The sequence below is a fragment of the Thiothrix lacustris DSM 21227 genome, from assembly GCF_000621325.1.
Taxonomy (GTDB): Bacteria; Pseudomonadota; Gammaproteobacteria; order Thiotrichales; family Thiotrichaceae; genus Thiothrix; species Thiothrix lacustris.
Genome location: NZ_JHYQ01000015.1, coordinates 31,033 through 54,598 on the forward strand (window position 1 = coordinate 31,033; position 23,566 = coordinate 54,598).

19 protein-coding genes are annotated in these 23,566 nt (G+C 54.5%); 7 read left to right on the forward strand and 12 right to left on the reverse strand.

Features of this window, described 5'->3' with window-relative positions; translation table 11 throughout:
* Nucleotides 1-34: 34 nt before the first annotated feature.
* The gene (gene purH, locus Q394_RS0108160; RefSeq protein ID WP_028488847.1) at nt 35-1,621 is read right to left on the reverse strand and encodes a bifunctional phosphoribosylaminoimidazolecarboxamide formyltransferase/IMP cyclohydrolase; all 1,587 of its coding nucleotides are present in this window, start codon (nt 1,619-1,621) and stop codon (nt 35-37) included.
* A gap of 146 nt (nt 1,622-1,767) precedes the next feature.
* Between purH and Q394_RS0108165 the strand changes: the two genes are divergently transcribed.
* The 3 genes from Q394_RS0108165 to Q394_RS0108175 all read left to right on the forward strand — a co-directional run bounded on the left by Q394_RS0108165 (nt 1,768) and on the right by Q394_RS0108175 (nt 4,288).
* The gene (locus Q394_RS0108165; protein ID WP_028488848.1) at nt 1,768-2,550 is read left to right on the forward strand and encodes an SDR family NAD(P)-dependent oxidoreductase; all 783 of its coding nucleotides are present in this window, start codon (nt 1,768-1,770) and stop codon (nt 2,548-2,550) included.
* Nucleotides 2,547-3,527, forward strand: a complete 981-nt coding sequence (gene cmoB / locus Q394_RS0108170; protein WP_038140933.1) for a tRNA 5-methoxyuridine(34)/uridine 5-oxyacetic acid(34) synthase CmoB — start codon at nt 2,547-2,549, stop codon at nt 3,525-3,527. The genes Q394_RS0108165 and cmoB overlap by 4 nt, the downstream gene beginning before the upstream one ends.
* A gap of 74 nt (nt 3,528-3,601) precedes the next feature.
* The gene (locus Q394_RS0108175) at nt 3,602-4,288 is read left to right on the forward strand and encodes a 2OG-Fe dioxygenase family protein (protein WP_245606752.1); all 687 of its coding nucleotides are present in this window, start codon (nt 3,602-3,604) and stop codon (nt 4,286-4,288) included.
* On the opposite strand, the gene Q394_RS0108180 is transcribed toward Q394_RS0108175, so the two are convergent.
* Genes Q394_RS0108180 through Q394_RS0108190 form a run of 3 tightly spaced genes read right to left on the reverse strand, consistent with a single transcriptional unit; the run spans nt 4,285 to nt 6,887 of the window.
* Nucleotides 4,285-4,860, reverse strand: a complete 576-nt coding sequence (locus Q394_RS0108180; protein ID WP_028488851.1) for a hypothetical protein — start codon at nt 4,858-4,860, stop codon at nt 4,285-4,287. The genes Q394_RS0108175 and Q394_RS0108180 overlap by 4 nt on opposite strands.
* 3 nt (nt 4,861-4,863) lie before the next feature.
* The gene (ubiG, locus tag Q394_RS0108185; RefSeq protein WP_028488852.1) at nt 4,864-5,574 is read right to left on the reverse strand and encodes a bifunctional 2-polyprenyl-6-hydroxyphenol methylase/3-demethylubiquinol 3-O-methyltransferase UbiG; all 711 of its coding nucleotides are present in this window, start codon (nt 5,572-5,574) and stop codon (nt 4,864-4,866) included.
* Nucleotides 5,571-6,887, reverse strand: coding sequence for a TRZ/ATZ family hydrolase (locus tag Q394_RS0108190; protein WP_028488853.1), 1,317 nt, complete (start codon nt 6,885-6,887; stop codon nt 5,571-5,573). The genes ubiG and Q394_RS0108190 overlap by 4 nt, the downstream gene beginning before the upstream one ends.
* A 46-nt stretch (nt 6,888-6,933) precedes the next feature.
* Here Q394_RS0108190 and mtnA point away from each other — a divergent pair, with 46 nt between their 5' ends.
* Entirely contained in the window at nt 6,934-7,989 is a 1,056-nt protein-coding gene (gene mtnA, locus Q394_RS0108195; protein WP_028488854.1) for an S-methyl-5-thioribose-1-phosphate isomerase, read from the forward strand.
* A gap of 23 nt (nt 7,990-8,012) precedes the next feature.
* On the opposite strand, the gene Q394_RS0108200 is transcribed toward mtnA, so the two are convergent.
* Nucleotides 8,013-9,275, reverse strand: a complete 1,263-nt coding sequence (locus Q394_RS0108200) for a hypothetical protein (RefSeq protein ID WP_156946777.1) — start codon at nt 9,273-9,275, stop codon at nt 8,013-8,015.
* A gap of 358 nt (nt 9,276-9,633) precedes the next feature.
* Between Q394_RS0108200 and Q394_RS0108205 the strand changes: the two genes are divergently transcribed.
* Nucleotides 9,634-10,365, forward strand: coding sequence for a DsbC family protein (locus tag Q394_RS0108205; protein WP_028488856.1), 732 nt, complete (start codon nt 9,634-9,636; stop codon nt 10,363-10,365).
* A gap of 78 nt (nt 10,366-10,443) precedes the next feature.
* On the opposite strand, the gene mutS is transcribed toward Q394_RS0108205, so the two are convergent.
* On the reverse strand, nt 10,444-13,020 hold the full coding sequence (gene mutS, locus Q394_RS0108210) for a DNA mismatch repair protein MutS (protein ID WP_028488857.1): 2,577 nt from the start codon (nt 13,018-13,020) through the stop codon (nt 10,444-10,446).
* A 21-nt stretch (nt 13,021-13,041) separates the two neighbouring features.
* Nucleotides 13,042-14,109: an AI-2E family transporter gene (locus tag Q394_RS0108215; protein WP_028488858.1), complete on the reverse strand. Its 1,068-nt coding sequence runs from the start codon at nt 14,107-14,109 to the stop codon at nt 13,042-13,044.
* A 123-nt stretch (nt 14,110-14,232) separates the two neighbouring features.
* Between Q394_RS0108215 and Q394_RS0108220 the strand changes: the two genes are divergently transcribed.
* A complete protein-coding gene (locus Q394_RS0108220; RefSeq protein WP_028488859.1) occupies nt 14,233-15,201 on the forward strand; it encodes a calcium/sodium antiporter in 969 nt (322 codons plus the stop codon).
* 50 nt (nt 15,202-15,251) lie between these two features.
* On the opposite strand, the gene Q394_RS0108225 is transcribed toward Q394_RS0108220, so the two are convergent.
* From Q394_RS0108225 to Q394_RS0108240, 4 genes are read right to left on the reverse strand one after another with little or no spacing between them, the layout of a single operon-like run.
* Nucleotides 15,252-16,883, reverse strand: coding sequence for an NAD(P)-binding protein (locus Q394_RS0108225; RefSeq protein ID WP_038140936.1), 1,632 nt, complete (start codon nt 16,881-16,883; stop codon nt 15,252-15,254).
* Entirely contained in the window at nt 16,880-17,902 is a 1,023-nt protein-coding gene (locus Q394_RS0108230; RefSeq protein WP_028488861.1) for a thiamine pyrophosphate-dependent enzyme, read from the reverse strand. The genes Q394_RS0108225 and Q394_RS0108230 overlap by 4 nt, the downstream gene beginning before the upstream one ends.
* Nucleotides 17,903-17,911: 9 nt before the next feature.
* On the reverse strand, nt 17,912-19,165 hold the full coding sequence (locus Q394_RS0108235; protein WP_028488862.1) for a transketolase C-terminal domain-containing protein: 1,254 nt from the start codon (nt 19,163-19,165) through the stop codon (nt 17,912-17,914).
* Nucleotides 19,159-19,740, reverse strand: coding sequence for a 2-oxoacid:acceptor oxidoreductase family protein (locus Q394_RS0108240; protein ID WP_028488863.1), 582 nt, complete (start codon nt 19,738-19,740; stop codon nt 19,159-19,161). The genes Q394_RS0108235 and Q394_RS0108240 overlap by 7 nt, the downstream gene beginning before the upstream one ends.
* 142 nt (nt 19,741-19,882) lie before the next feature.
* Between Q394_RS0108240 and Q394_RS0108245 the strand changes: the two genes are divergently transcribed.
* Nucleotides 19,883-22,576 carry a cation-transporting P-type ATPase gene (locus tag Q394_RS0108245; RefSeq protein ID WP_028488864.1) on the forward strand — a complete coding sequence of 898 codons (2,694 nt, stop codon included), beginning with the start codon at nt 19,883-19,885 and terminating at the stop codon, nt 22,574-22,576.
* Between the two features lie 31 nt (nt 22,577-22,607).
* On the opposite strand, the gene secF is transcribed toward Q394_RS0108245, so the two are convergent.
* A complete protein-coding gene (secF, locus tag Q394_RS0108250) occupies nt 22,608-23,558 on the reverse strand; it encodes a protein translocase subunit SecF (RefSeq protein WP_028488865.1) in 951 nt (316 codons plus the stop codon).
* Nucleotides 23,559-23,566 lie beyond the last annotated feature (8 nt).

The following is a 23,566-nucleotide window of genomic DNA, read 5'->3' on the forward strand; positions in this document are numbered from 1 at the left end:
GAAAGCCTCCCCCTTGCTTTTTGATGACTATAAATTAGTGTCTAAAATGGCGCATCCCAGTAAACACCATCGCCATGCCATGCTCATTCGCCGCTGCAATGACTTCTTCATCGCGCATGGAGCCGCCCGGCTGAATCACCGCCTTGATACCTGCTGCTGCTGCGCTGTCGATACCGTCACGGAACGGGAAGAACGCATCCGATGCCATCACTGAACCCGGTACGACCAGCCCTGCATGTTCGGCCTTGATGCCTGCAATCCGCGCTGAGTTGATACGGCTCATTTGTCCCGCACCCACACCGATCGTCATATTACCTTTCGCGTAGACAATCGCGTTGGATTTGACGAACTTGGCAACTTTCCAGGCAAATTGCAGATCCAATAATTCCGCTTCAGTGGGCTGACGGGTAGACACGACTTTCAGTTCATCCAGCAACGCAAGGTCAGCGGTTTGTACCAGAAGGCCGCCGTTTACCCGTTTGAAATCCAGACGCTCGGGAACTTCACCACTCCACTGCTCGATAGTCAACAGGCGCACATTTTTCTTGGCAGCTACGACTGCAACGGCTTCAGGGGAGACGCCCGGTGCAATAATCACTTCAACAAACTGGCGGTCGACGATGACTTTGGCGGTTTCGCCATCCAGCGGCTGGTTGAAAGCAATAATGCCACCGAAGGCGGATTCAGGGTCAGTGCTGTAAGCGCGGTTATAGGCTTCCAGCAAGTTCGCGCCGACGGCCACACCGCAAGGGTTGGCGTGTTTGACGATCACACAAGCCGGTGCGCCGTCGAATTGCTTGACACATTCCAGCGCTGCATCGGTGTCAGCGATATTGTTGTAAGACAATTCCTTACCCTGAATCTGGGTCGCGGTAGCAATGCTGCCTGCCGGGGCATTGTATTCGGCGTAGAACGCGCCTGCTTGATGGCTGTTTTCACCGTAGCGGCAATCCTGCTTCTTTTCGACTTGCAGGCTGAAGGTGCGCGGGAAGGTAGCGGGTTGTTCATGGCTAGCTTCGCCGACCCGTGCGCCGAAGTAGTTGGCAATCATGCCGTCGTAACGTGCGGTATGCTCAAACGCTTTGATGGCTAGGTCGAAACGGGTAGAAGGGGTGACACAGCCTGCGCTGGCTTCCATTTCAGCCTGAATGCGGGCGTAATCACCGGGTTCAGTGACGATAGTAACGTGCGCATGGTTTTTCGCACTGGCACGAACCATAGTGGGGCCACCAATGTCGATGTTTTCCACAGCATCTTCAAAGGTACAACCCGGTTTGGAAACGGTGGATTCAAACGGGTAAAGGTTGACGACGATCAGGTCGATGCGCCCGATGTTATGTTCTGCCATGACCGCATCATCCATGCCGCGTCGCGCCAGAATGCCGCCGTGGATTTTAGGGTGCAGGGTTTTGACACGCCCATCCATCATTTCCGGGAAGCCGGTATGGTCGGAAACTTCGGTGACAGGCACGCCATTATCCGCCAGTAGCTTGGCAGTACCGCCAGTAGACAGAAGATGTACCCCCTGACTGTGCAGGAAACGGGCAAATTCGAGGACGCCAGATTTGTCAGAAACACTCAATAAAGCGCGGGTGACAGGCAGATTGGAGGCAGTTGTCATCGTATGGGGTCTCAGGGGGTGGAAAAACCCGTTATTGTAGCAATACAACTATCGCTTGTCATACATCAACATTTTGCCCTACACCCCCGCGCCGATAAGCGTTAAACTCTGCCTTTTTCCAGCTTGAACCCCCAGCGGAGACAGGAATGCAGCAAGATTTACTGGCGTATGTGCCATCCGAGAATGCCTTGAAAGAGCGTGTGATTCTGGTAACGGGCGCAGCCTCAGGTATGGGCAAGGCGATTGCCAAAGCCTGTGCACAATACGGTGCAACCATTGTCATGCTTGACAAGGAAGTACGCCGCGCTGAAGCAACCTACGACGAAATCGTTAATGCAGGCTACCCTGAACCAGCCTTGTACCCGCTGGATATGCAAGGGGCGACTGCCAAGGATTATTATGACCTTGCGGAGACTATCCGTGAAAAAATGGGTCGTTTGGATGGGCTGATGCTGAATGCGGCGTGGCTTTCCACCTTTACCCCGCTCAGCCATTACGACACCGAATTATGGTCGAAAATGATCATGGTGAACCTGCACGCTAATTTCCTGTTAACCACTGCCTGCTTGCCGTTGCTGCAAGAGTCGGCTGACCCGGCGCTGGTGTATGCCAGCCATGAATCCAATAAAGCCTTTTACGGTGCGTTTGGGGTGGCAAAAGCGGGGATGGAAGCTTTCTGCGATATTCTGGCGGCAGAACATGAAGATCCGGCACATTTTATCCGCGTCAATACCGTGGATACGGGGCCAGCACGCACCAGTATGCGCACCCTGAACTTCCCCGGCGAAAACCCCAATAGCGTGGCACGCCCGGAAGCACTGGTTGCGCCTTATTTATTTTTCCTAGGTGCTGATGCGGGTAAGCGTACCAGTGAACATGTGGTATTCGAGCGTCAGCCTGCGGATGCACAGTGGGCGGGGGAAATGTGACTGATACCGATTCCTTATACCCTTTTCTAGAAGGCTCACGCCTTGCGCCTTGGCTGGATCGTTTGCCACAGCAACTGGAAGCTGCCGGGCAACAGGCGCACGGCAAATGGCAGGAATGGCAGCAAGCCTTGGTTGATGCGCCGCTATTGCAGACCGATAACGTGGACTTCAATAGTCGTGCGGTGCACATTGGTGCAGCGACGGAGGTGGATGCGCTTTCCCGTGCGCAACTGCTGGCATCCCTGCAAGCGTTGATTCCGTGGCGTAAAGGGCCTTACGAACTGTTTGGTGTTGAGGTGGATACTGAATGGCGTTCTGATTGGAAGTGGGAGCGAGTGTTGCCGCACTTGAGTCCGTTACATGGGCGCTTGGTGCTGGATGTGGGTTGCGGCAGTGGTTATCACCTGTGGCGTATGCACGGTGCAGGTGCTGAGGCGGTTATCGGTATTGACCCGACTTTGCTGTTTCTGACGCAATTTCAGTTGGTGAAACGTTATGCCGGGGAAGATCACCCGGTGTGGATGCTACCTTTGAAGAGTGAAGACTTGCCAGATTTGCGCCAGAAGGGTTTCGACACGGTATTTTCGATGGGTGTGTTGTATCACCGGCGTGATCCGCTGGGGCATTTGCAGGAATTGCGCCGCGCCTTACGTGCCGGTGGCGAATTGGTATTAGAGACGCTGGTGGTGGACGGGGATGAACACACGGCGCTAATGCCGCATGACCGTTACGCTAAGATGCGTAATGTGTGGTTCATCCCATCCGTGCCCATGCTGGCGTTGTGGTTGAAACGATTGGGTTTCACCCATATTCGTGTGGTTGATGTGACGCTTACCAGTACGCAGGAACAACGTTGCACTGATTGGAGTAAAGGGGAGTCATTGGCTGATTTCCTTGATCCATTAGATAGTTGCCGTACTGTGGAGGGGTATCCTGCCCCACGGCGTGCGACGCTTATCGCTAATACCCCTGCGTGATCTGGTCAAGGCAATATCACTAAATTACAATATGATTAAGCATTGAAATTAAAGTGAGCCAAGTGGATACGCTATTGCAAAAACCTGGGTTTATGTTCGCGATGGGGGAAACCAATCGCTTGCAGCAACAATTGACTTGTCGGATGGGACAAGCCTACAAGCGCTTCCGCCAAAGTTGGAGTGGGTTGTTGCTCGACCCCTATTTACGGGATGGTGGTAATTACCGTTATCGGCGCTATTCTGTTTTTCATTGGAAAGATAATGAGTTGGAGGTTCTTCCTCATGAGCCACATTATCAAAGTAGCCATTACAACCGTGTTCACGGTGGTTTTAATCGCCACTTTCGGGGTTGGTTGCCAACGACTTTGAATAATCCCGTGCTGACAGAAATTATCCGCTGGTCGACGCAGCAATTTTCTCGTAGTCCTACGGAGTTATGGCGGATTCAGGCTCACCAGTTCCGCATTATTGCTCGCCCGGATCAGCAAGGTAAGCCGACGCCGGAGGGGGTTCATAAGGATGGTGCGGAATATATCCTGATCATGATGATGGATCGCCACAATATCAGCGGTGGCGTTAGCCGTATTTACGACAATACGATGCACCCATTAGGGGAGGGGACGTTGGAACAGGCGGGGGATCTGGTGTTGGTGAATGATCACTCTGTGTATCACGGTGTGACGGAAATCAGCCCCGCTAACCCAGCACAACCCGCGTGGCGAGATGTGCTGGTGCTAACCTTTCATAAGGCTAGGCGTTAACCAGGGCCTTCAAAGTATTTCCACGGGTATTGGAGGTCTTTGTCGAGGGTATTCCAGTACAGGTCGCCGGAATTGCGCCACGGGTCGAGCAGGATGCCGGTTTTGAATGGTTTGCCTTTGGCGGTGACAATCAGGGTGCTGTGTTCCCGCCACGGGTTGCCTTTGTAGGCGACACCCCAATACAGGTCAAAGGTTTTCAGGTTTTTGGTGCGCATTTTTGCCCGCATTGCCCGTGCCCAGTCGACGCACAGACCCGCCTTACGCTGTTTGGAGTTACGCAAGGTATTGTGAATGATGGGTGGCCAGGTTAATCCCCAGTCGTTGGCGAGATACATAGGGTAAACAAATGCATCATGTGCGACGGATTGTGCTTCACTCCGGTCGATAATAGTAGGATCTAAGGCAATCAGCGCAGTAGTCAATTCATCGATACGCTGTTTCATCTTCGGTGTTAGTTGTTGTAGGCTCGGGTTACCCTCATTGGTAAGCGTGACATTGTCATACTTAACCGCACAACCGCTAACCATGAACAAGATTAATAAAAATCCAATTGGCTTTTTAAAATCAAGCATTAATTAAGATTCCTTTTTAAAGTGCATAAGGTAATTAACATCAATATCGTTTCCCAGACGATAACTCTGAAACAGCGGATTGTATGTCATGCCAGAGATATTCCGTAGCTCCAATCCGACAGACCGCGCCCAGCGCTCCAGTTCGGAAGGTTTGATGAATTTGGCGTATTCGTGCGTGCCTTTGGGGAGCATGTTCATGATGTATTCTGCCCCCAGTATCGCCAGTGCGAAGGCTTTGGGGTTGCGGTTAATGGTGGAAAAAAATACATCCCCGCCGGGTTTGACCAGCTTTGCGCACGCAGCAATCACTGACGCTGGGTCGGGGACGTGTTCCAGCATTTCCATACAGGTCACGACATCGAATTGTTTGGGGGCTTCGGCAGCCATCGCTTCGGCGCTGATCTGGCGGTAGGTGACGTCGACCTGTGATTCGAGGGCGTGTAACTCGGCGACTTCGAGCGGGGTTGCGCCCATGTCGATGCCGGTTACGTGTGCGTTGCGCCGTGCCATGCTTTCAGCGAGGATGCCGCCGCCGCAGCCGATGTCGATGACCTGTTTGCCACTTAAGGGGGCGCGGTCGTCGATGTAATTCAGGCGTAAGGGGTTGATGTCGTGCAGCGGTTTGAATTCGCTATCGCGATCCCACCAGCGCCAGGCAAGGTCTTCAAACTTACGGATTTCATTGGGGTCGACATTAGGTGTCGTGTTTGTCATGGGGTTTCTCCAATATGCTGTTGCCAGTCGCGGGCTTTGGCAATCAGGGCGTTTGTGTCCAGTGTGGTCAATTGGCGGTTTGCCATTAGCGCCTTGCCTGCCACCCACGTGTGCGTGACCTGTTCGCGGCTGGTGCAATATACCAGATGTGAAACCGGGTCGTACAAAGGGCTGGCTTCCAGTGTGCCGAGGTCAATCGCGATCATGTCGGCGAATTTGCCGACTTCCAGTGAGCCAATATCGGCATCCAACCCCAGTGCTTTCGCGCCGTTGATGGTTGCCATGCGTAATGCTTGAGTCGCGGGGATAGCGCTGGCATCTTGTGCCACGGCTTTGGCAATCAGCGCGGCCGTGCGCATTTCGCCGAGCATGTCGAGGTCGTTGTTACTGGCATTACCGTCTGTACCCAGCGCGACGTTGACCCCGGCAGCCGTCAGTTTGGCGACCGGGCAAAAACCACTGGCAAGCTTTAGGTTAGACTCTGGGCAATGGATAATGTGCGTACCTTTTTGCGCCAATAAAGCAATTTCTGCGTCGCTCAGTTGGGTCATGTGGACGGCGAGGAAATGTTTATCAAGCAGGCCGAGTTTTTCCAGCCGCTCAAGGGGGCGCATCCCGGATTGTTCTTGTGCTTGCCCGACCTCGAAAGCGGTTTCGTGGACATGCATGTGGATGGGAATGTCAAGTTCGCAAGCCAGATGCAGCACTTTGTGCAGCGGGTCGTCGGAGACGGTGTAAGGCGCGTGCGGGGCAAACGCTGTGGTCAGCAGCGGGTTAGTTTGCAAGCGATCATGCAATGCCAAGCCTTTTTGCAAGTATTCTTCCGGGCCACTGCCCCAGCGCGTTGGGAAGTCGATCATGATCAAGCCGATACAGGCGCGGATACCCGCTTCCTCGGCTGCCTGAACGGTGGCTTCCGGGAAAAAATACATGTCATTGAAACAGGTCGTGCCGGAACGAATCATTTCCGCAATCGCCAGTTGCGCCCCGTCATGGACGAAGGTGCTATCCGCCCAGCGGGCTTCCGCAGGCCAGATGTGGTTTTGTAGCCAATCCATCAGGGGTAGGTCATCCGCTAGCCCCTTGAGTAGCGCCATGGCCACATGGGTATGGGCGTTTATAAAGCCCGGCAGTACAGCCTGTTGCGGTAATGCGACAGTTTGTCGTGGGGTATAGCATTTTTCTGCCTCAGAAGTGGGCATAATGCCAACAATCCTGCTATTATCAACTGCTATAGCGTGGTGTCGCAAAACCTGATTGTCTGAATCGACTGTTATAATCCATTCAGGCGTTATGAGTAATTCAATATCCATTGGAACCATTGGGTGTTGTAAGATTGCCACTTAAAACAACCTATTTATGCTGAAAATCATCATGAGTCAACACGATTCGATTCGCGCCGTAGAATGGAAAGACAATCATCTGGTGCTGCTAGACCAGCGTAAATTGCCGCATAACGAGCAATTTGTCGCTTTATACAGTGCCGACGATACTGCTGAAGCTATTCGCAACATGGTCGTGCGAGGTGCGCCAGCAATCGGTATTGCTGCTGCTTATGCCGTGGTGATGGCTGCTCGGAAAAGCTACAAACAGTACCCGCAAGATTGGCGTCAACGTTTGACCGCCGAAATTGAGACCCTGAAAAATTCCCGTCCAACTGCCATCAATTTGATGTGGGCATTGAAGCGTATGTGTGCCGCTGCCGACACTATTCAGGGAGATCCCGAGTACCCCTTATTGGCACTGGCTCAACAAATCCATCAGGATGATATTGATGCCAATTACCATATGGGAGAGTTAGGTAGTGCTTTGATTCCGCCTTCACATGGTGTGCTTACCCATTGCAATACTGGTTCATTGGCGACAGGTGGTTATGGTACTGCGCTGGGTGTTATTCGTAGTGCGTACAGCAATGGCAAGATTGAACATGTCTACGCCGATGAAACACGTCCTTGGTGGCAAGGTTCACGCTTGACCGCGTGGGAGTTGGCAAAAGACAAAATCCCAGCACATTTACTTTGTGATGGTGCGGCAGCGCATCTAATGAAATTGGGTAAAGTATCATGGGTTATTGTGGGATCTGACCGCATTGCAGCGAATGGCGATGTCGCCAACAAAATCGGTACTTACAGCCTAGCGGTGAATGCGCGTTACCACGGGGTCAAGTTCATGGTGGTTGCTCCAACCAGCACCATTGACCTTGCGACCTTATGTGGCAATGACATTCCTATCGAAGAGCGCCCGCAAGAGGAAGTGCTGAATGTCAGTAATCAACGTATTGCTGCACACCATACTCAGGCATGGAATCCCGCTTTCGACGTGACTCCCGCCTCATTGGTGGATGCCCTAGTCACAGAAAAGGGCGTGATAGAAAACCCCACTGCTGAAAAAATTGCGGCACTTATGGCTTCGTAGTCGAGACACAAAATATTGCGTCTCTACGCTGTTCTGGCCACCGGGTACAAACGCTGGTGTAAACAGCGATTCAGACGCTGCATGTCTGTATCCAGCCCGTAACGCTCTTTCCAGATACCTTGCCGGAAAGGGCGTTTGCTAATAGGTAATGCAGCGCAGCCATAGGTTTTACCGTTGCTGGTTTTGACGGATAAAACGCTGACAGCTTGTTGAAAATAATGTTGGTACAGTTTTTCTGGCAAACGCTGCTTGAGGCTAGTGACTTCTGGTAAGGGTTGCTCCGTCAGCTCGACATGTGACAATTGCGTATACGGGTAGAATTCATGTTGTTCATACAGAAATTGGTTCGCTACCCGATCAAAATAGCCCCTTCCCATCAATAGACCATTCTGGGTCAGAATCCATACGTGTAAATATTGCAGCCGGTAAAGGTTATACCCTTTGCGTCCGTAAGGATCATCCTGTATTGCGATTAAAGGAATGTGATCTTCATCCAATAATTGACGATTCAGATCAGTGTTTTCCTGCCCTGTTAGCGGTATTTGAAGGTATCCCCAGCTTTCGGTAATAAACCCTTCCCAGCGATGTCGTTTCAGGACTTGCGATACATTTCCCAGTTCGGATGGGTTGAGTAGGTGTAATAAGGTAGCTTGAAAGAGGTGTTCCAGGGCTTGTTGGTATTGCTCGTGCATTTGTTCAAGCCCTGCTGGCGGGGGGAGGCTGTCAAGCTGGTCAGCCATGCCTTGTTGTTGCCTTTCCAGAGCGTACATTTTATTCAGGTGCACGCGTATATCTTGCTGAGTTTGGGTGATTTTTAACTCAGATAAATACCAATACCAACTCAGTCCTACGATTGGAATAATCGGTAACAGGAAATGGCCGCGCATCACTAATAGTATGATGGTGAAAAATGTCACACTAAATAAGATCAAGCGTGGTGAATTCAGGTGCATCAGGTGTTGCCGTAATTTGTTTAAGTGGGCATCCATTTGCTGCTGGTATTGGATTTGCGGTAATTTCCAAGGATCTGGAGAGTAGAAAAAACGCCAGCGTTCACGGTAGGCTTCTTCTGAGCCAGCGGCCAGTAATTCCTTGGCATCATGATTACTACAGGCATGATTGGAGAAAATAGGGTAAATCAGCACTTCATCTGGGAGTTGCTGGTCGTTGGGAATGCGCTCGCGTTCAGCAGCGCTAGTCGCGGTTTCTCGCAGCTTGCATTGCTCCTGAAATTCTCGCAACATATGATGGCTCATGGCCATGGTATGGTAGTCGTTGTTAGCCACTATTATTAGTCCTTCAGATATTTCTCAGAACTGGTTCAGATTTTCTTTTTCACGTAGTTAGGACAATGACATCTGAAAAAAATTCCCACGGACTATCATGTATAAAATTTCCCTTAATCAGGCATTAACTGGTTATTTTTTAAACTTTTTTGTTTGAATGTTAAAACATACTATTGAGTCATGTGTTGGCGATAGCTGTATTGAACTTAGGGGCTAACGAAGGAGTCATATTAATGCTACTGACGAAAGTGGGGTAACGTATACACATTACAGTCAGCCATGATAATGTATGTTCCATTATTTTGATTAAACAATAAGCATTTTTTACTTTCGATTTTCATTCAGGAATAAAGAAACCATGTACAAGAAAACGATTATGGGCGTAATGGTTGGTATCGCGCTCGCAACATCTCTGGCAATGGCAGAGGATGTACCGGCTGATCTGGGGGATAAGCTTAAGCCCATGTTTGGTGGCAGTGCTCCTGACTCCTTGAAAGCTACACCGCTTGCTAATATTTTTGAAGCCAAATTTGGTGGCGAAATCATTTATGTTAGCGGCGATGCGCGTTATGTCTTTGTCGGTGATTTGATTGATGCTCAAACCAAGTCCAGCCTGACCGAAGCCTCACGCTCTGCTGATCGCCAAGGCATCATGAAAACGATTGATGCCAGTAAAACCATCGAATTCAAAGCCAAAGGCGATGAAAAACACGTCCTGTACGTCTTTACGGATGTTGATTGCCCATTCTGCGTCAAGATGCACAAAGAAGTGCCAGCACTGAATGAGGCTGGTGTCACCGTGCGTTATTTGGCTTATCCACGGGCGGGTGTTGGTTCACCGGCTTACAAGAAAATGGTCAATATCTGGTGTGCTGATAACAAGCAGGAAGCCATGACTAAGGTTAAAAATGGCGAAACCATTGAAACCAAAGAATGCACCAACCCAGTGGCGGACGATTTTGCACTAGGCCAAAAGCTGGGTGTGAACGGTACGCCTGCACTGGTAACGGCTGACGGCCTGATGATTCCGGGTTTCCGTCCGGCGGCTGATTTGGTCAAAATGCTGGATGCAGCACCAAAAGCCAAATAAACGGCTATTTGTCTGGAAGGGCGTATGCAATACGCCCCTACAGGGGATCGTGGTAGGGGCGTATTGCATACGCCCTCTTCATTTCAATAATTTCCGCAGTCGATAAAGCTCATCCAGCGCCTGCCTTGGCGTGAGTTCATCCGGGTCTACTGCTTCCAACGCCGCCTTCACTTTTTCCGCAATTTCATCTTTTGGTTCGGTTGATGTGCTAAACATCAGCGGCAAGGTTTGACCTTGTTGGGGAGCTGCTTGCGAATCCTTTTCCAGCGACAACAGTTTTTTGCGGGCTTGCGCAATGACGGACTTGGGTACGCCTGCCAGTTGTGCGACTTGCAAGCCATAGCTTTGATTGGCAGGGCCTTCCTTCACCGCGTGTAAAAATACGATCTTGTCGCCATGTTCTATCGCGTCGATATGCACGTTGACGATGGTGCTGATCTGTTCCGGCAATACCGTCAGCTCGAAGTAGTGAGTGGCGAACAAGGTGAAAGCCTTGCGGTCACGCGCCAGATATTCCGCGAATGCCCACGCCAGCGACAAGCCGTCGAAGGTGCTGGTGCCGCGCCCGATTTCATCCATCAACACCAGACTGTGGGCGGTGGCATTGTTGAGGATATTGGCGGCTTCGGTCATTTCCACCATGAAGGTCGAGCGCCCACTGCTGAGGTCGTCGTGTGCGCCGATGCGGGTGAAAATGCGGTCGATATTGCCGAGGCGAGCGGTTTGCGCCGGTACGTAACTGCCGATGTGTGCCAGCAAGACGATCAGCGCAACCTGACGCATATAGGTGGATTTTCCACCCATGTTTGGCCCTGTCACCATCAACATGCGGCGGCGCGAATCCATGTACAGGTCGTTGGGCACGAAAGGCGCATCCAGCGTGCGTTCGACTACCGGGTGGCGTCCGCCTTCGATCTGTATGCCTGCGCCATCGACTAGCGCGGGGCAGTTGTAATTCAGCGTGTTGGCGCGTTCGGCGAAATTGCCGAGTACGTCGAGTTCGGCGATGGCTTGCGCACTGCTGCGTAGCGGGTTGAGGTGTGTCAGTAAATCCCGCAACAGCTCGTCGTAAATGGCTTTTTCGCGTGCCAGTGAGCGTTCGCGGGCGGACAGCACTTTGTCTTCAAACTTTTTCAGTTCGGGCAGGATGTAGCGTTCCACCCCTTTCAAGGTTTGGCGGCGGATGTAGTCGGCTGGAATCTTGCTTAATTGGCTTTGCGGCACTTCCACGTAATAGCCGTGGACGCGGTTGTAGGCCACTTTGAGGTTATTGATGCCGGTGCGGACTTTTTCGCGGGCTTCCAGATCCAGCAGGTATTGGTCGGCGTTTTCGCTGAGGTTGCGCAGTTCGTCGAGTTCAGCATCAAAACCGGGGGCAATGACGCCGCCATCGCGGATGACCACGGGTGGGTTGTCGATAATCGCGCTGTCTAGCAAATGGCTGAGTGCTTCGTGCAGATCAATCTGCTGGTGCAGCGCTTGCAAGCGTGGGTTGTCGAGCGGCTGGAGGTGTGCGTGAATGCGCGGCAAGACGTGCAGCGAATCCCGCAGGGTGGAAAGGTCACGCGGGCGGGCAGAACCGAGCGCGATACGGCTGGCGATACGTTCGATGTCGCCAATGCCGCGCAGGGTGTCGAGCAGGTTTTCGTAGTGGTATTGCTTAAGTAATGCGCCGACGGCTTGGTGGCGGTTACGCAGGATATGGCGGTCACGCAGCGGCTTATTGAGCCAGCGACGTAACAGGCGGCTGCCCATGCTGGTGGCGGTTTTGTCGATCACCGAAATCAGGGTGTTTTTGTGTTCACCGCTGAGGCTGTGCTCCAGTTCCAGATTGCGGCGGCTGGCAGCATCAAGGATGATGCCTTCGTCGCTGAGTTCCACCGTCAGGCTATTGATATGGGGCAGGGCGGTGCGCTGGGTTTCCTGCACGTAATTGAGCAAGGCTCCGGCGGCAGTAATCGCCAGCGGCAGGTGATCGCAGCCGAAACCGGACAGGTCGTGCGTGCCGAACTGGCGCAGCAGCAAGCGTTGCGCAGTGTCGAGGTCGAAGTGCCAGGTTGGGCGCGAAGTGCAATGCTGGGTGCGCACGAAGGGCGGCTTCCAGTCTTCATCGTGGAGGATTTCGGCGGGTTGCAGGCGTTCGATTTCGTTGAGCAAGGTGGTGTCGGAATCGGCTTGCTGGACAGTGAAACGACCGGTGCTGAGGTCGATGGCAGCAATGCCGTAGTTACCCCCGGTTTTTTCCTCACACACAGCCATGAGCAGGTTGTCGCGGCGGTCGTCCAGCAGGTAATCGTCAGTAACCGTGCCGGGTGTCAGCAAGCGGGTAATCTTGCGTTCCACGGGGCCTTTGGATTTGGCGGGGTCGCCAACCTGTTCGCAGATAGCAACCGATTCGCCGAGCTTGAGCAGTTTGGCAAGGTATTGTTCGACAGCATGGTAGGGGACACCCGCCATCGCTATCGGGTCGCCCGCCGAAGAGCCGCGTGCAGTGAGGGTAATGTCCAGCAGGGAAGCGGCTTTTTTGGCGTCATCCATGAACAGTTCGTAGAAATCGCCCATGCGGTAAAACAGCAGGATGTCAGGGTATTCCGCCTTGATCCTGAAGTATTGCTGCATCATCGGGGTGTGCTGGGGAGCCGACTTTTTATTCATTACGTGCCTGTAAACATCTTATCAAAGGGGGCGTGGGATTTGGGTATTGCGCGGCCAAGCATTGATCACAGCATGGATCAACGTTGCCAGCGGGATGGCAAAAAATACCCCCCATATGCCCCACACCGCGCCAAAAAACAGCACAGCCGTGATAATCGCGGTGGGGTGCAGGTTGACCATTTCCGCAAACAGCAAGGGCACAAGCAGGTTGCCGTCGAAGAACTGGATAATGGTATAGGCCATGAGCACATACGCAAAATCGCTATTAAATCCCCACTGGAAATAAGCCACGATCACAATCGGCAGCGTTACCACCGCAGCCCCCACGTAGGGGATCAACACCGAAATGCCGACTAAAAACGACAGTAACATCGAATAGCGTAAGTCGAAGGCAATGAAAGCGATAAACGACGCCACCCAGACGATGAGGATTTCCATAAACTTGCCGCGTACATAGCCCGCAATCTTTTTGTTGACCTCACGCCAGACCTGCATCACCAGCTCACGGTCACGCGGCAAAAAGGTAGAAAACCAGCCCAACACCATGTCCTTGTCTTTCAGGAAAAAGAACACCAGCAAGGGCACGACCACCAGATACACAATAAATGCCAGCAGGTTGAAGACGGATGACAGCGAAAAACTCAACACACGCCCTGACCACTGGGTGAGTTCGTTACGCAAGCTAGTCAACAGTTCCATAATGACCTGTTCGGAAAGAATCGTGGGGTATTTGTCGGGTAACAGGATCAAGGCGTTCTGTCCGGCGGCCACCATGCCGGGGATTTCCAGCACAAACTGAGTGGTTTGCTTCAATATCAACGGGGCAAGCACCACTAGCACCAAGAGCAACGCTAGCCCAAACAGGCTGAATACCAGCAACACTGCCGCAAAGCGGGGCAGTTTGTAACGGCGTAACCAGTCCACCGCCCCGTCCAATAGGTAGGCAATGATGATGGCTGCCAACAAGGGCGCGAGGGTTTGCCCGGCGAATACAATCATCCCCAAACCCAGCAGCAACAAGAATGCAAGGATGGCGACTTGAGGGTTGGAAAAGTGGCGGGTATACCAGTTGTTCAACAGTGTAAGCATAAAATATTGGTTTTCTAATCTTGCCGGTTTGATGTAGGGGATACTAGCAGACAACCCTGAAAAATGTCATAAACCCAGTTCACCGTTAACATCTGTTTTGATTGAATAATGGAGAATGTACCCATGTGGATGCCCTTGCTCGCCGTGTTGATCGGCTTTGCTTTATTGATGTGGAGTGCTGATAAATTTGTGGAAGGTGCTGCCGCCGCCGCCAGACATCTTGGTGTGTCTACCTTGTTGATTGGGGTAGTGGTGGTGGGGTTTGGGACATCTGCCCCGGAAATGGTGGTGTCTGCGTTTGCGGCCTTGGATGGTAAACCCGCTCTGGCACTGGGGAATGCTTACGGTTCCAACATTATTAATATTACGCTGATTTTGGGTTTGTCTGCTGTGTTTGCCACGATAGCGGTGCATTCCAGTATTGTGCGCAAGGAAATGCCGATTCTGTTGGGCGTCACCTTGCTGGCGGGCTGGCAGTTGTGGGATGGCGTTATCAGCCGCAACGATGCGCTGGTCTTGGTGCTGTTGCTGTTTGGCATCATGGGCTGGATGGTGTACGCCGCCAAGCGTGGCAAGCAGGATGCTTTGAGCAGCGAGGTCGAAGAAGAAATGGCCGAACACCCCTTAACACCGAAGGCAGCGACGCTGTGGTTGGTGGTGGGGTTGTTGCTGTTGATGGCCAGCTCGAAAATGTTGGTATGGGGTGCGGTGAGTATTGCCCAGACATTTGGTGTCAGTGAATTGATTATCGGCTTGACGATTGTGGCGTTTGGCACATCCCTGCCGGAGTTGGCGGCTTCTATCGCTGCTGCACGTAAAGGTGAGGCTGATTTGGCGCTGGGGAATGTGGTCGGTTCCAATTTATTCAATACCTTGGCAGTAGTCGGTGTTGCAGGTCTGATTTCACCGATTCAGGTCGCGCCCGAAGTGTTGGGGCGCGACTGGGGTGTGATGTTGGCGGTTACTCTGGGCTTGTTCATTATGGCGTATGGCTTCAAGAAACCGGGGCATTTGACCCATTGGGAAGGGGGCGTGTTACTGAGTGCCTACGTTGCTTATACAGGGTGGTTGTTGTATAGCGTGTTGGGTTGACACACCAGCAGAAGGCAGACACGGAGGTCTGCCCCTACAAATGCCTGTTGTTATTTGTCTTCCAACTCCACCGCAATCGCCCCGCACGGACACTCTTCCACACACAACCCACACCCCTTGCAGTAGTCGTAATTAAACGCGAACCGCTTGCCCGCCCCCAGCTTGATCACCGCGCTATCCGGGCACACGCCGTAGCAGTTGTCGCACTCGAAACAGTTGCCGCACGACAAACAGCGCCGCGCTTCGTACATCGCGTTGCCTTCATCCAGCCCGCCGACTACCTCATCAAAGGTTGACTGGCGGCGGATAATGTCGAGCACCGGGCGCACGGTCTTTGCGGCGTCAGCGTAATACCAGGTGTTGAGGCGCTCGAAGGTAGCCGGTTCGTGCTTGGGCGCAGGCTGGTAGCGTTCGCCGCGCATCCAGGCATCAATCGCCCGCGCCGCTTTCTTGCCATGCCCGATCGAGACGGTCACGGTGCGTTCGCCGCCTGCCACCATGTCGCCACCGGCAAACACGCCCGCCACGCTGGTCATCATTACCGCGTCGGTTTGCACGCTGTCCCACTTTAGTTCCAGACCCGGAATGTGTTCCAGCAGGGTTTGTTCCACGTTCTGCCCCAGCGCCAGCACCACCGAATCCGCCGCCAATGTCTCGAATTCGCCGGTGGGTTGTGGGAAACCTTTGTCGTCCAGCGCCATCTTTTCGATGGTGATGTTGCCTGCGTCGGCTTCGGTGATGGTGGAAAGCCACTTCATTTTCACGCCTTCTTCCAGCGCTTCCTTCACCTCGAAATCGTGTGCGGGCATTTTGTCGCGGGTGCGGCGGTAGACGATGATGGACGCTTCAGCCCCCAACCGCTTGGCAGTACGCGCTACGTCGATCGCGGTATTGCCGCCGCCGTAGATCACCACTTTGCGCCCCAGCAGCGGCGGATGTTCTTCCACCTCATGCAGCACGCTGATTGCATCGGTAATGTGGCTGGCGTCGCCCGCCGGGATGTACGCCCGCTTGGCAATGCCCGCACCAATGCCGAGGAATACCGCGTCGAAACCTTCCGCCGCCTGCATTGCCAGCACGTCATCCACACGGGTGTCGAGGCGCAATTCCACGCCCATATCAACGATGCGCTGCACTTCGGCATCCAGCACCCGACGCGGCAAACGGTAACGCGGAATGCCGTAACGCATCATCCCACCCGCCGCTGTTTCCGCCTCAACAATGGTCACGCCATGACCCATACGGCGCAAATGGTAAGCTGCCGACAAGCCCGCCGGGCCAGAACCGACCACCAGCACGCGCTTGCCACTTTCTGCCACTGGCTTGGCGAATGCCCAGCCCTGTTTCAGCGCTTCGTCGCCGAGGAAACGTTCCACCGCATTGATGCCGACCGCTTCGTCCAGTTGCCCCCGGTTGCACGCACCTTCGCAGGGGTGGTAACACACTCGCCCCATGATCGCGGGCAGCGGGTTGTTTTCGGTCAGGCTGCGCCAAGCCGCTTCGTAATTGCCCGATTCGGCATGGAACAACCAGTTCTGGATATTTTCCCCCGCCGGGCAGGTCGCATTACAAGGTGGCAAACGGTCAACGTACACCGGGCGTTTGCTGCGCCACGAGCCAGTGTGATTGGCAAGGCTGGTGTTCTTATCCAGCGTAATCGCGAATGGCTTTTGAATACTCATGCGGCAGCCCCTCCGGTAGGTGATGTGAATTTCTCCAACAGTTTGAAGCGGCGGATATTGCGGTCAGCCATCGCCTGCAAATGCGCAATAACGTCGACCTGTTTGGGTGCGCGGAACAGATGGGCGAAGCGTTTTTGCAGCTTCAGGTAATCCTCCACCGGCACTTGTGCGCGAATGGCACGATGCCCGGTGATTTCGCCATGTTCCGCCTCGAACACGGGGAACAGCCCCGACTCAATCGCCAGCCGCGCCAGCTTGATGGTGTGTGCCGGGTCAGCCCCCCAACCCAGCGGGCAAGGCACATGGATGTGGATGTAACGCGCCCCGTGGATCGACATCGCTTTGGTGACTTTCGCCTCCAGATCGCGCAAATCGGCCACCGAAGCGGTCGCCACGTAAGGAATTTCATGCGCCATCGCAATCAGTGGCACGCTTTTGCCCTTGCCGAACACATTGCCGTTGGCGTGCTGCCCGACCGGCATGGTGGTGGCGGTACGCGCAGCGGGCGGGGTGGCGGAAGAACGTTGCACCCCGGTATTCATGTAGGCTTCGTTGTCGTAGCAGATGTAGAGCACGTCGTCGTTACGCTCGAACATCCCCGACAAGCAGCCGAAACCGATGTCGGTGGTGCCGCCGTCGCCGCCTTGCGCCAGCACGCGGATGTGCTGTTTACCCTTGACCTTCATCGCTGCCGCGACCCCGGTGGCCACTGCCGCCGCATTGCCGAACAGCGAATGCAGCCACGGCAATTGCCACGACGATTCGGGGTAGGGGGTGGAAAAGACTTCGAGGCAGCCGGTGGCGTTGCAGGCGACTAACTGATTGTTGGTGGCACGCATCGCCGCATCCACCGCAAAACGTGCGCCGAGTGCTTCGCCGCAGCCCTGACAGGCGCGATGCCCGGAATTGAGCGCGTTGGTGCGCTGCATTCCCGCTTGCACGCTGCGTTCGGCTTCGGAGAGCAGGCGGTTGCCGACGGTAAACGTGTCGGTCTGGTAAAACTTGATGGTGGTTTCCATGTGTCTCTCCTAGCGTATCTGGCTGGCGATGGTGCCCATGCCGCGCAGGATATTCTCGGCGCTGGGGCCGGAATGGCGCTGGCCTTCCATGCGGGCGATTTCCTCATGCACCAGCGCGTGCTTGAGGTCGAGAAATTGCAAATGCGCCAGATGCCCCTGATCGGCTTTGTGGAACAGCTTGCGCAACGAATCGCGGGTAATCGGCCTGCCGCCCAAGCCTGCAATCACGGTATGCACCGGCTTGTGCAGCCCGGCGACGGCCATTTGCACGTCGGTGGCAACGATGCCGCCGATGCCCACCGCGAGGGATTTTTCTACCACCACGATGCGCTTGGCGTGTTGCAAGGCACTACGCACGGCTTTGCGCGGGAACGGGCGGTAAGTGCAAATGCTCAGTGAGCCGATGGAAACGCCTTGCTCACGCATTTCATCCACCACATCCTTGATCGTGCCGTTGACGGAACCGAGTGCCACCACGATGGTGTCGGCGTCTGCGCTGCGGTACGGCTTGACCAGCCCGCCGGAATCGCGCCCGAATTGCTGCTGGAATTCCTCCGCCAGTTCCGGGATCAGCCCCAATGCCTGCATCTGCTGGTAATGCGCGAGGTAACGCACTTCCATAAAGGCTTCCGGCCCGACCATCGCGCCGATAGTGACGGGGTTAGCAGGGTCGAGCATCTGGCGCGGTGAAAATGGCGGTAGATAAGCATCGACCTGCGCCTGTTCGGGGATGTCGACGCGCTCGTAAGCGTGAGTGAGGATGAAGCCATCCACGCACACCATTACCGGCACGGACAGTTCTTCCGCCAGCCGGAAGGCTTGAATGTGTAAATCGACCGCTTCCTGATTGGTTTCGGCGTAGAGCTGAATCCAGCCTGCATCACGCATCGACAGGCTGTCCTGATGGTCGTTCCAGATATTGATCGGCGCACCAATCGCGCGGTTGCCAATGGTCATCACGATGGGCAGGCCGAGGCCAGAAGCGTTGTAGACCGCTTCCGCCATGAACAGCAAGCCCTGACTGGCGGTGGCAGTGTAGGCGCGTGCCCCGGCAGCACTCGCGCCAATCGCCACCGACATGGCGGCGAACTCGGATTCGACGTTGATGTATTCACACGGGTCGATTTGCCCCTTGTCGACCATCTGCCCGAGGTTTTCCACGATGTGGGTTTGCGGGGTGATGGGGTAGGCGCAAATCACTTCTGGGCGGCACAGGCCGATGGCTTCGGCAACGGCTTGGGAGCCTTCGATCTGTTTTAGCATGGGGTGGCTCCTTGCGTGTTGGTCTGCACTTGCGCGAAAGCGGCTTGCGCGGCGGCGATGTTCTGTTCGGCAATCTTGCCGCTGAATTTGTCGCGGATCGCGGCTTGCAGTGCCTCCATCTGGATCAGGCCGGTGAGGGCAGCAAAGCCCCCCAGCAAAGCCGCATTCGGCAGCGGACGTCCGACGTGTTTTAGCGCAATCTCGGAGGCGGGAATGACGCAAACCTGACGCTGTGGGTGTTCGCGCAGGTAATCTTCCAGCCCCAGCTCTGCCAGCGTATGGGTGGAGTTGATGAGGATGTAACCGTGTTCCGCCAGCCCTTCAAACAGGTTGACTTGATGCAGCAAGCCGGGGTCTTGAATGATCAGCGCATCGGGGTTGAGGACAGGTTCGCGCAGGCGGATTTCCTTGGCGTCGATACGGCAAAACGCCATGACGGGTGCGCCCATGCGCTCGGATCCGAAGCTGGGAAAGGCTTGCGAATGCTTGCCTTTGATAAACGCGGCGATAGAGAGCATCTCGGCGGCGGTGACCACGCCTTGCCCACCCCGCCCGTGGATTCTGACTTGAAACATGTGTTCCTCCCTCCTATTGTTGTCACTCAAAGGCTAGCAGCTTTGGAAAAGCATTTACTTGATGGAAGTCGGAAAAAGGCCAAGCAAATCCTGCTACCCTGATAGACTTCTTGCATTCAGCAGCAAAATAACAGGTGAACCCATGCCGGATTTTACTCATTGGCACAACCTGCCGTCCGATGCCGTACTGACCCAACTTGACTGTCACGCCGATGGCTTGAGTGCCGAAGTCGCTCGGCAACGCCACGAGAGCGGTGGGGCTAACCGTTTGCCGGAGCCGCCGCGCCGCAGCCTGTTGCTGCGTTTTCTCACGCAATTTCACAATATCCTGATTTATGTGTTGCTGGCGGCAGCACTGGTGACGGCCTTGCTGGGTCACTGGGTGGATACGGGGGTGATTTTGGGGGTGGTGTTTGCCAATGCGGTCATTGGTTTCCTGCAAGAGGGCAAGGCCGAAAAAGCGATGGATGCGATCCGCCAGATGCTGGCTCCCCATGCGGCGGTGTTGCGGGACGGACGGCGACAGACGGTAGCGGGGGATACGTTGGTTGCCGGTGACATCGTATTGCTGGAAGCGGGGGATAAAGTGCCCGCTGACTTGCGCTTGTTACAGGTTTACGGTTTGCAGGTGCAAGAAGCGATCCTCACCGGGGAGTCAGTGGCTGTCGATAAACAGACCGGAACTGTCGCGCAGGAAGCTGGGTTAGGCGACCGCACCAACCTGGTTTTCAGCGGCACCACCGTGACCAGCGGGCAAGGCCGGGGTGTGGTGGTGGCGATTGCCGGGAACACTGAGATCGGGCGTATCAGCGGGCTGCTGTCCGGGGTGGAAACCCTGACAACGCCGTTAGTGGCGCAGATGGATGTGTTCGCCAAATGGCTGACGCTGTTCATCCTGACCATTGCCGCGCTGATTTTTGCGTTTGGCTATTTCGTGCAGCATCAGGATTTCGGCGACTTGTTCATGGCGGTGGTGGGCTTGTCGGTGGCGGCGATTCCCGAAGGTTTGCCTGCGGTGTTAACCATTACCCTCGCGGTCGGGGTGCAGGCGATGGCGCAACGCCATGCCATTGTGCGGCGCTTGCCCGCGATTGAAACGCTGGGGGCGGTGTCAGTGATTTGCACCGATAAAACCGGCACCTTGACCTGCAATGAAATGATGGTGGCCAGTGTGAGCACTGCGGTCGGCGTATTCAGTGTGGATGGGGCAGGTTATGAACCACACGGCACGATTCAGCAGGCAGGCCAGCCGCTGGAACACGCTGCGCAACAGTTGATGCATGAGCTGGGGAGGGCTGCATTGCTGTGTAATGATGCGGAACTCCATCAGCAAGCTGCCCACTGGACGGTGGAAGGTGATCCGATGGAGGGGGCGTTACTGGCGTTTGCCGCCAAAACCGGGTTGGAACAGGCCGCGACCCGTGCCCAGTGGACGCGCACCGATGCAATTCCCTTTGATTCCCGCCATAAATTCATGGCAACGTTGTACCACGATCATCAACAGCACGCGGGTATTCTGGTCAAAGGTGCGCCGGAAAGTCTGTTGGGCATGTGTCATTACCAGCGCACGGCGGCGGGGAAGGCGGAGCCGCTGGATAGTGGATATTGGCAGCAACAAGCGGAGACCATTGCCTCTCAGGGGCAACGGGTGCTGGCGTTGGCGAGTGGTGATGTGCCGCCCGAGCATACCGTATTGACAATGGCGGATGTGCAGGAAGGCCAGCTTACCCTGTTGGGTTTGGTGGGTTTGATTGACCCGCCGCGCTCGGAGGCGGTTGCCGCCATTGCCGAATGCTATCAGGCGGGTATCGGTGTGAAAATGATCACAGGCGACCACGCCAGCACGGCTGCTGCGATTGGCAAACAGATTGGTTTGCGCAACCCGGATAAGGTGCTGACTGGTTCGGAACTCGACATGCTGAATAATGCCGAGCTGGCAGTGGTGGTCTTGCATACCGACGTGTTTGCCCGCACCACCCCGGAACACAAATTGCGGTTGGTCATGGCATTACAGGCGCAAGGCATGACCGTGGCCATGACCGGGGATGGGGTGAACGATGCCCCCGCGCTGAAGCGTGCCGATGCGGGAATCGCGATGGGCAACAAGGGCAGTGAGGCCGCCAAGGAAGCCGCTGAATTGGTGCTGGCCGATGATAATTTCGCCTCGATTGTGGCAGCCGTGCGTGAAGGCCGCACGGTGTATGACAATATCAAAAAAGTCATCAGTTGGACGTTGCCTACCAGTACTGGCGAAGCGGCGGTGATTGTATTGGCTTTGCTGCTGGGGATGCTGTTGCCGATTACCCCGCTCCAGATTTTGTGGGTCAATATGGTGACGGCGGCTACGTTGGGCTTGGCGCTGGCGTTTGAGCCTACCGAGGTGAATACCATGCGGCGTCCGCCGCGTTTGCGTAATCAACCTCTGCTCAGTGGTGGTCTGATCTGGCATATTACGCTGGTGACAACCTTGTTCCTGTGTGGCACGTTTGGGGTTTACGCTTACGCGCAGGATCAAGGCTACTCGCTGGAACTGGCGCGGACGCTGGTGATGAATACTCTGGTGGTAATGGAGATTTTCCATTTGTTTTTCATTCGCAACCTGTACAGCACGTCATTGACCTGGCGGGCGGTGCGCGGTACGAAAATGGTGTGGTTGGCGGTAGTCGTGGTCATCATGGCGCAGTTTGCGATTACCTATTTACCCGCGATGCAGGCGGTATTTGCGACAGAAGCAGTGAGTTTGGTGGATGGTTTATTGGTGGTTGGGATGGGTGTGGCACTGTTTGTGTTGGTGGAGCTGGAAAAACAGATGCGGCGCGGTTTGGGGGCAACCTGACTGGTTGCCCCGCTTAACTTCAGGTGTGAGCTTACACGACAGAACCGTCGGCGCTCATGCCTTCGATTTTTTCGCTCTCTTTCGGGATCATGTGTTCACGCTGGAGGCCGAACAGCAGCAGCAAGGGTGATGCCACCAGTACCGAGGAGTAAATACCAAACATAATCCCGATGGTCAGTGCCAGTGCGAAGTTATGCAAGGCTTCGCCACCGAACCACAACATGGCCAATACCATGATCTGGGTGGAAATGTGGGTAATGATGGTACGTGACATGGTGGTGGTGATAGCGCTGTCGATAATGTCGGGGATGGTGTCATCGCGCATGGTGCGGATATTTTCCCGAATCCGGTCAAATACCACCACTGATTCATTCACCGAGTAGCCCAATATCGCCAGAATACCTGCCAATACTGTCAGGTCAAACTGCCATTGGAAGAAGGCAAACAAGCCCAGAATGATCACCACGTCATGCAGGTTGGCAACTGCGGCAGAGACCGCAAAGCGCCATTCAAAGCGGAAAGCGAGGTAAATAATGATACCGGCCGCCACCAGAATCAGTGCCAGTCCGCCGTTTTCATACAGTTCCTGACCGACTTGCCCGCCGACGAAATCCACTTTGCTGAGTGATACATCTGGTGTACCTGTTTTCAGCACGCCCATGATTTGTTCACTGACTTGCGCACTGGAAACGCCTTCCTTCAAGGGCAGGCGGATCAACACATCCTGAGTAGAACCAAAGTTCTGCACCGCCACTTCGTGATAGCCGGTGGCCTTGATGGCTTCACGGATATTGTCGATAGGGGCAGCTTGTGCGTAACGCACTTCCATAACTGTACCGCCGGTGAAATCTACCCCCAGATTCAGGCCGTAGAACAACAGCGCGAATACTGAAAATACGAAGGTCGCCAGCGAGATGGTGGTGGTGGTTTTGCCATGCCGCATGAACGGAATGGCTTTCTTAAAATGGAAAAACTCTAACATGACCTGAC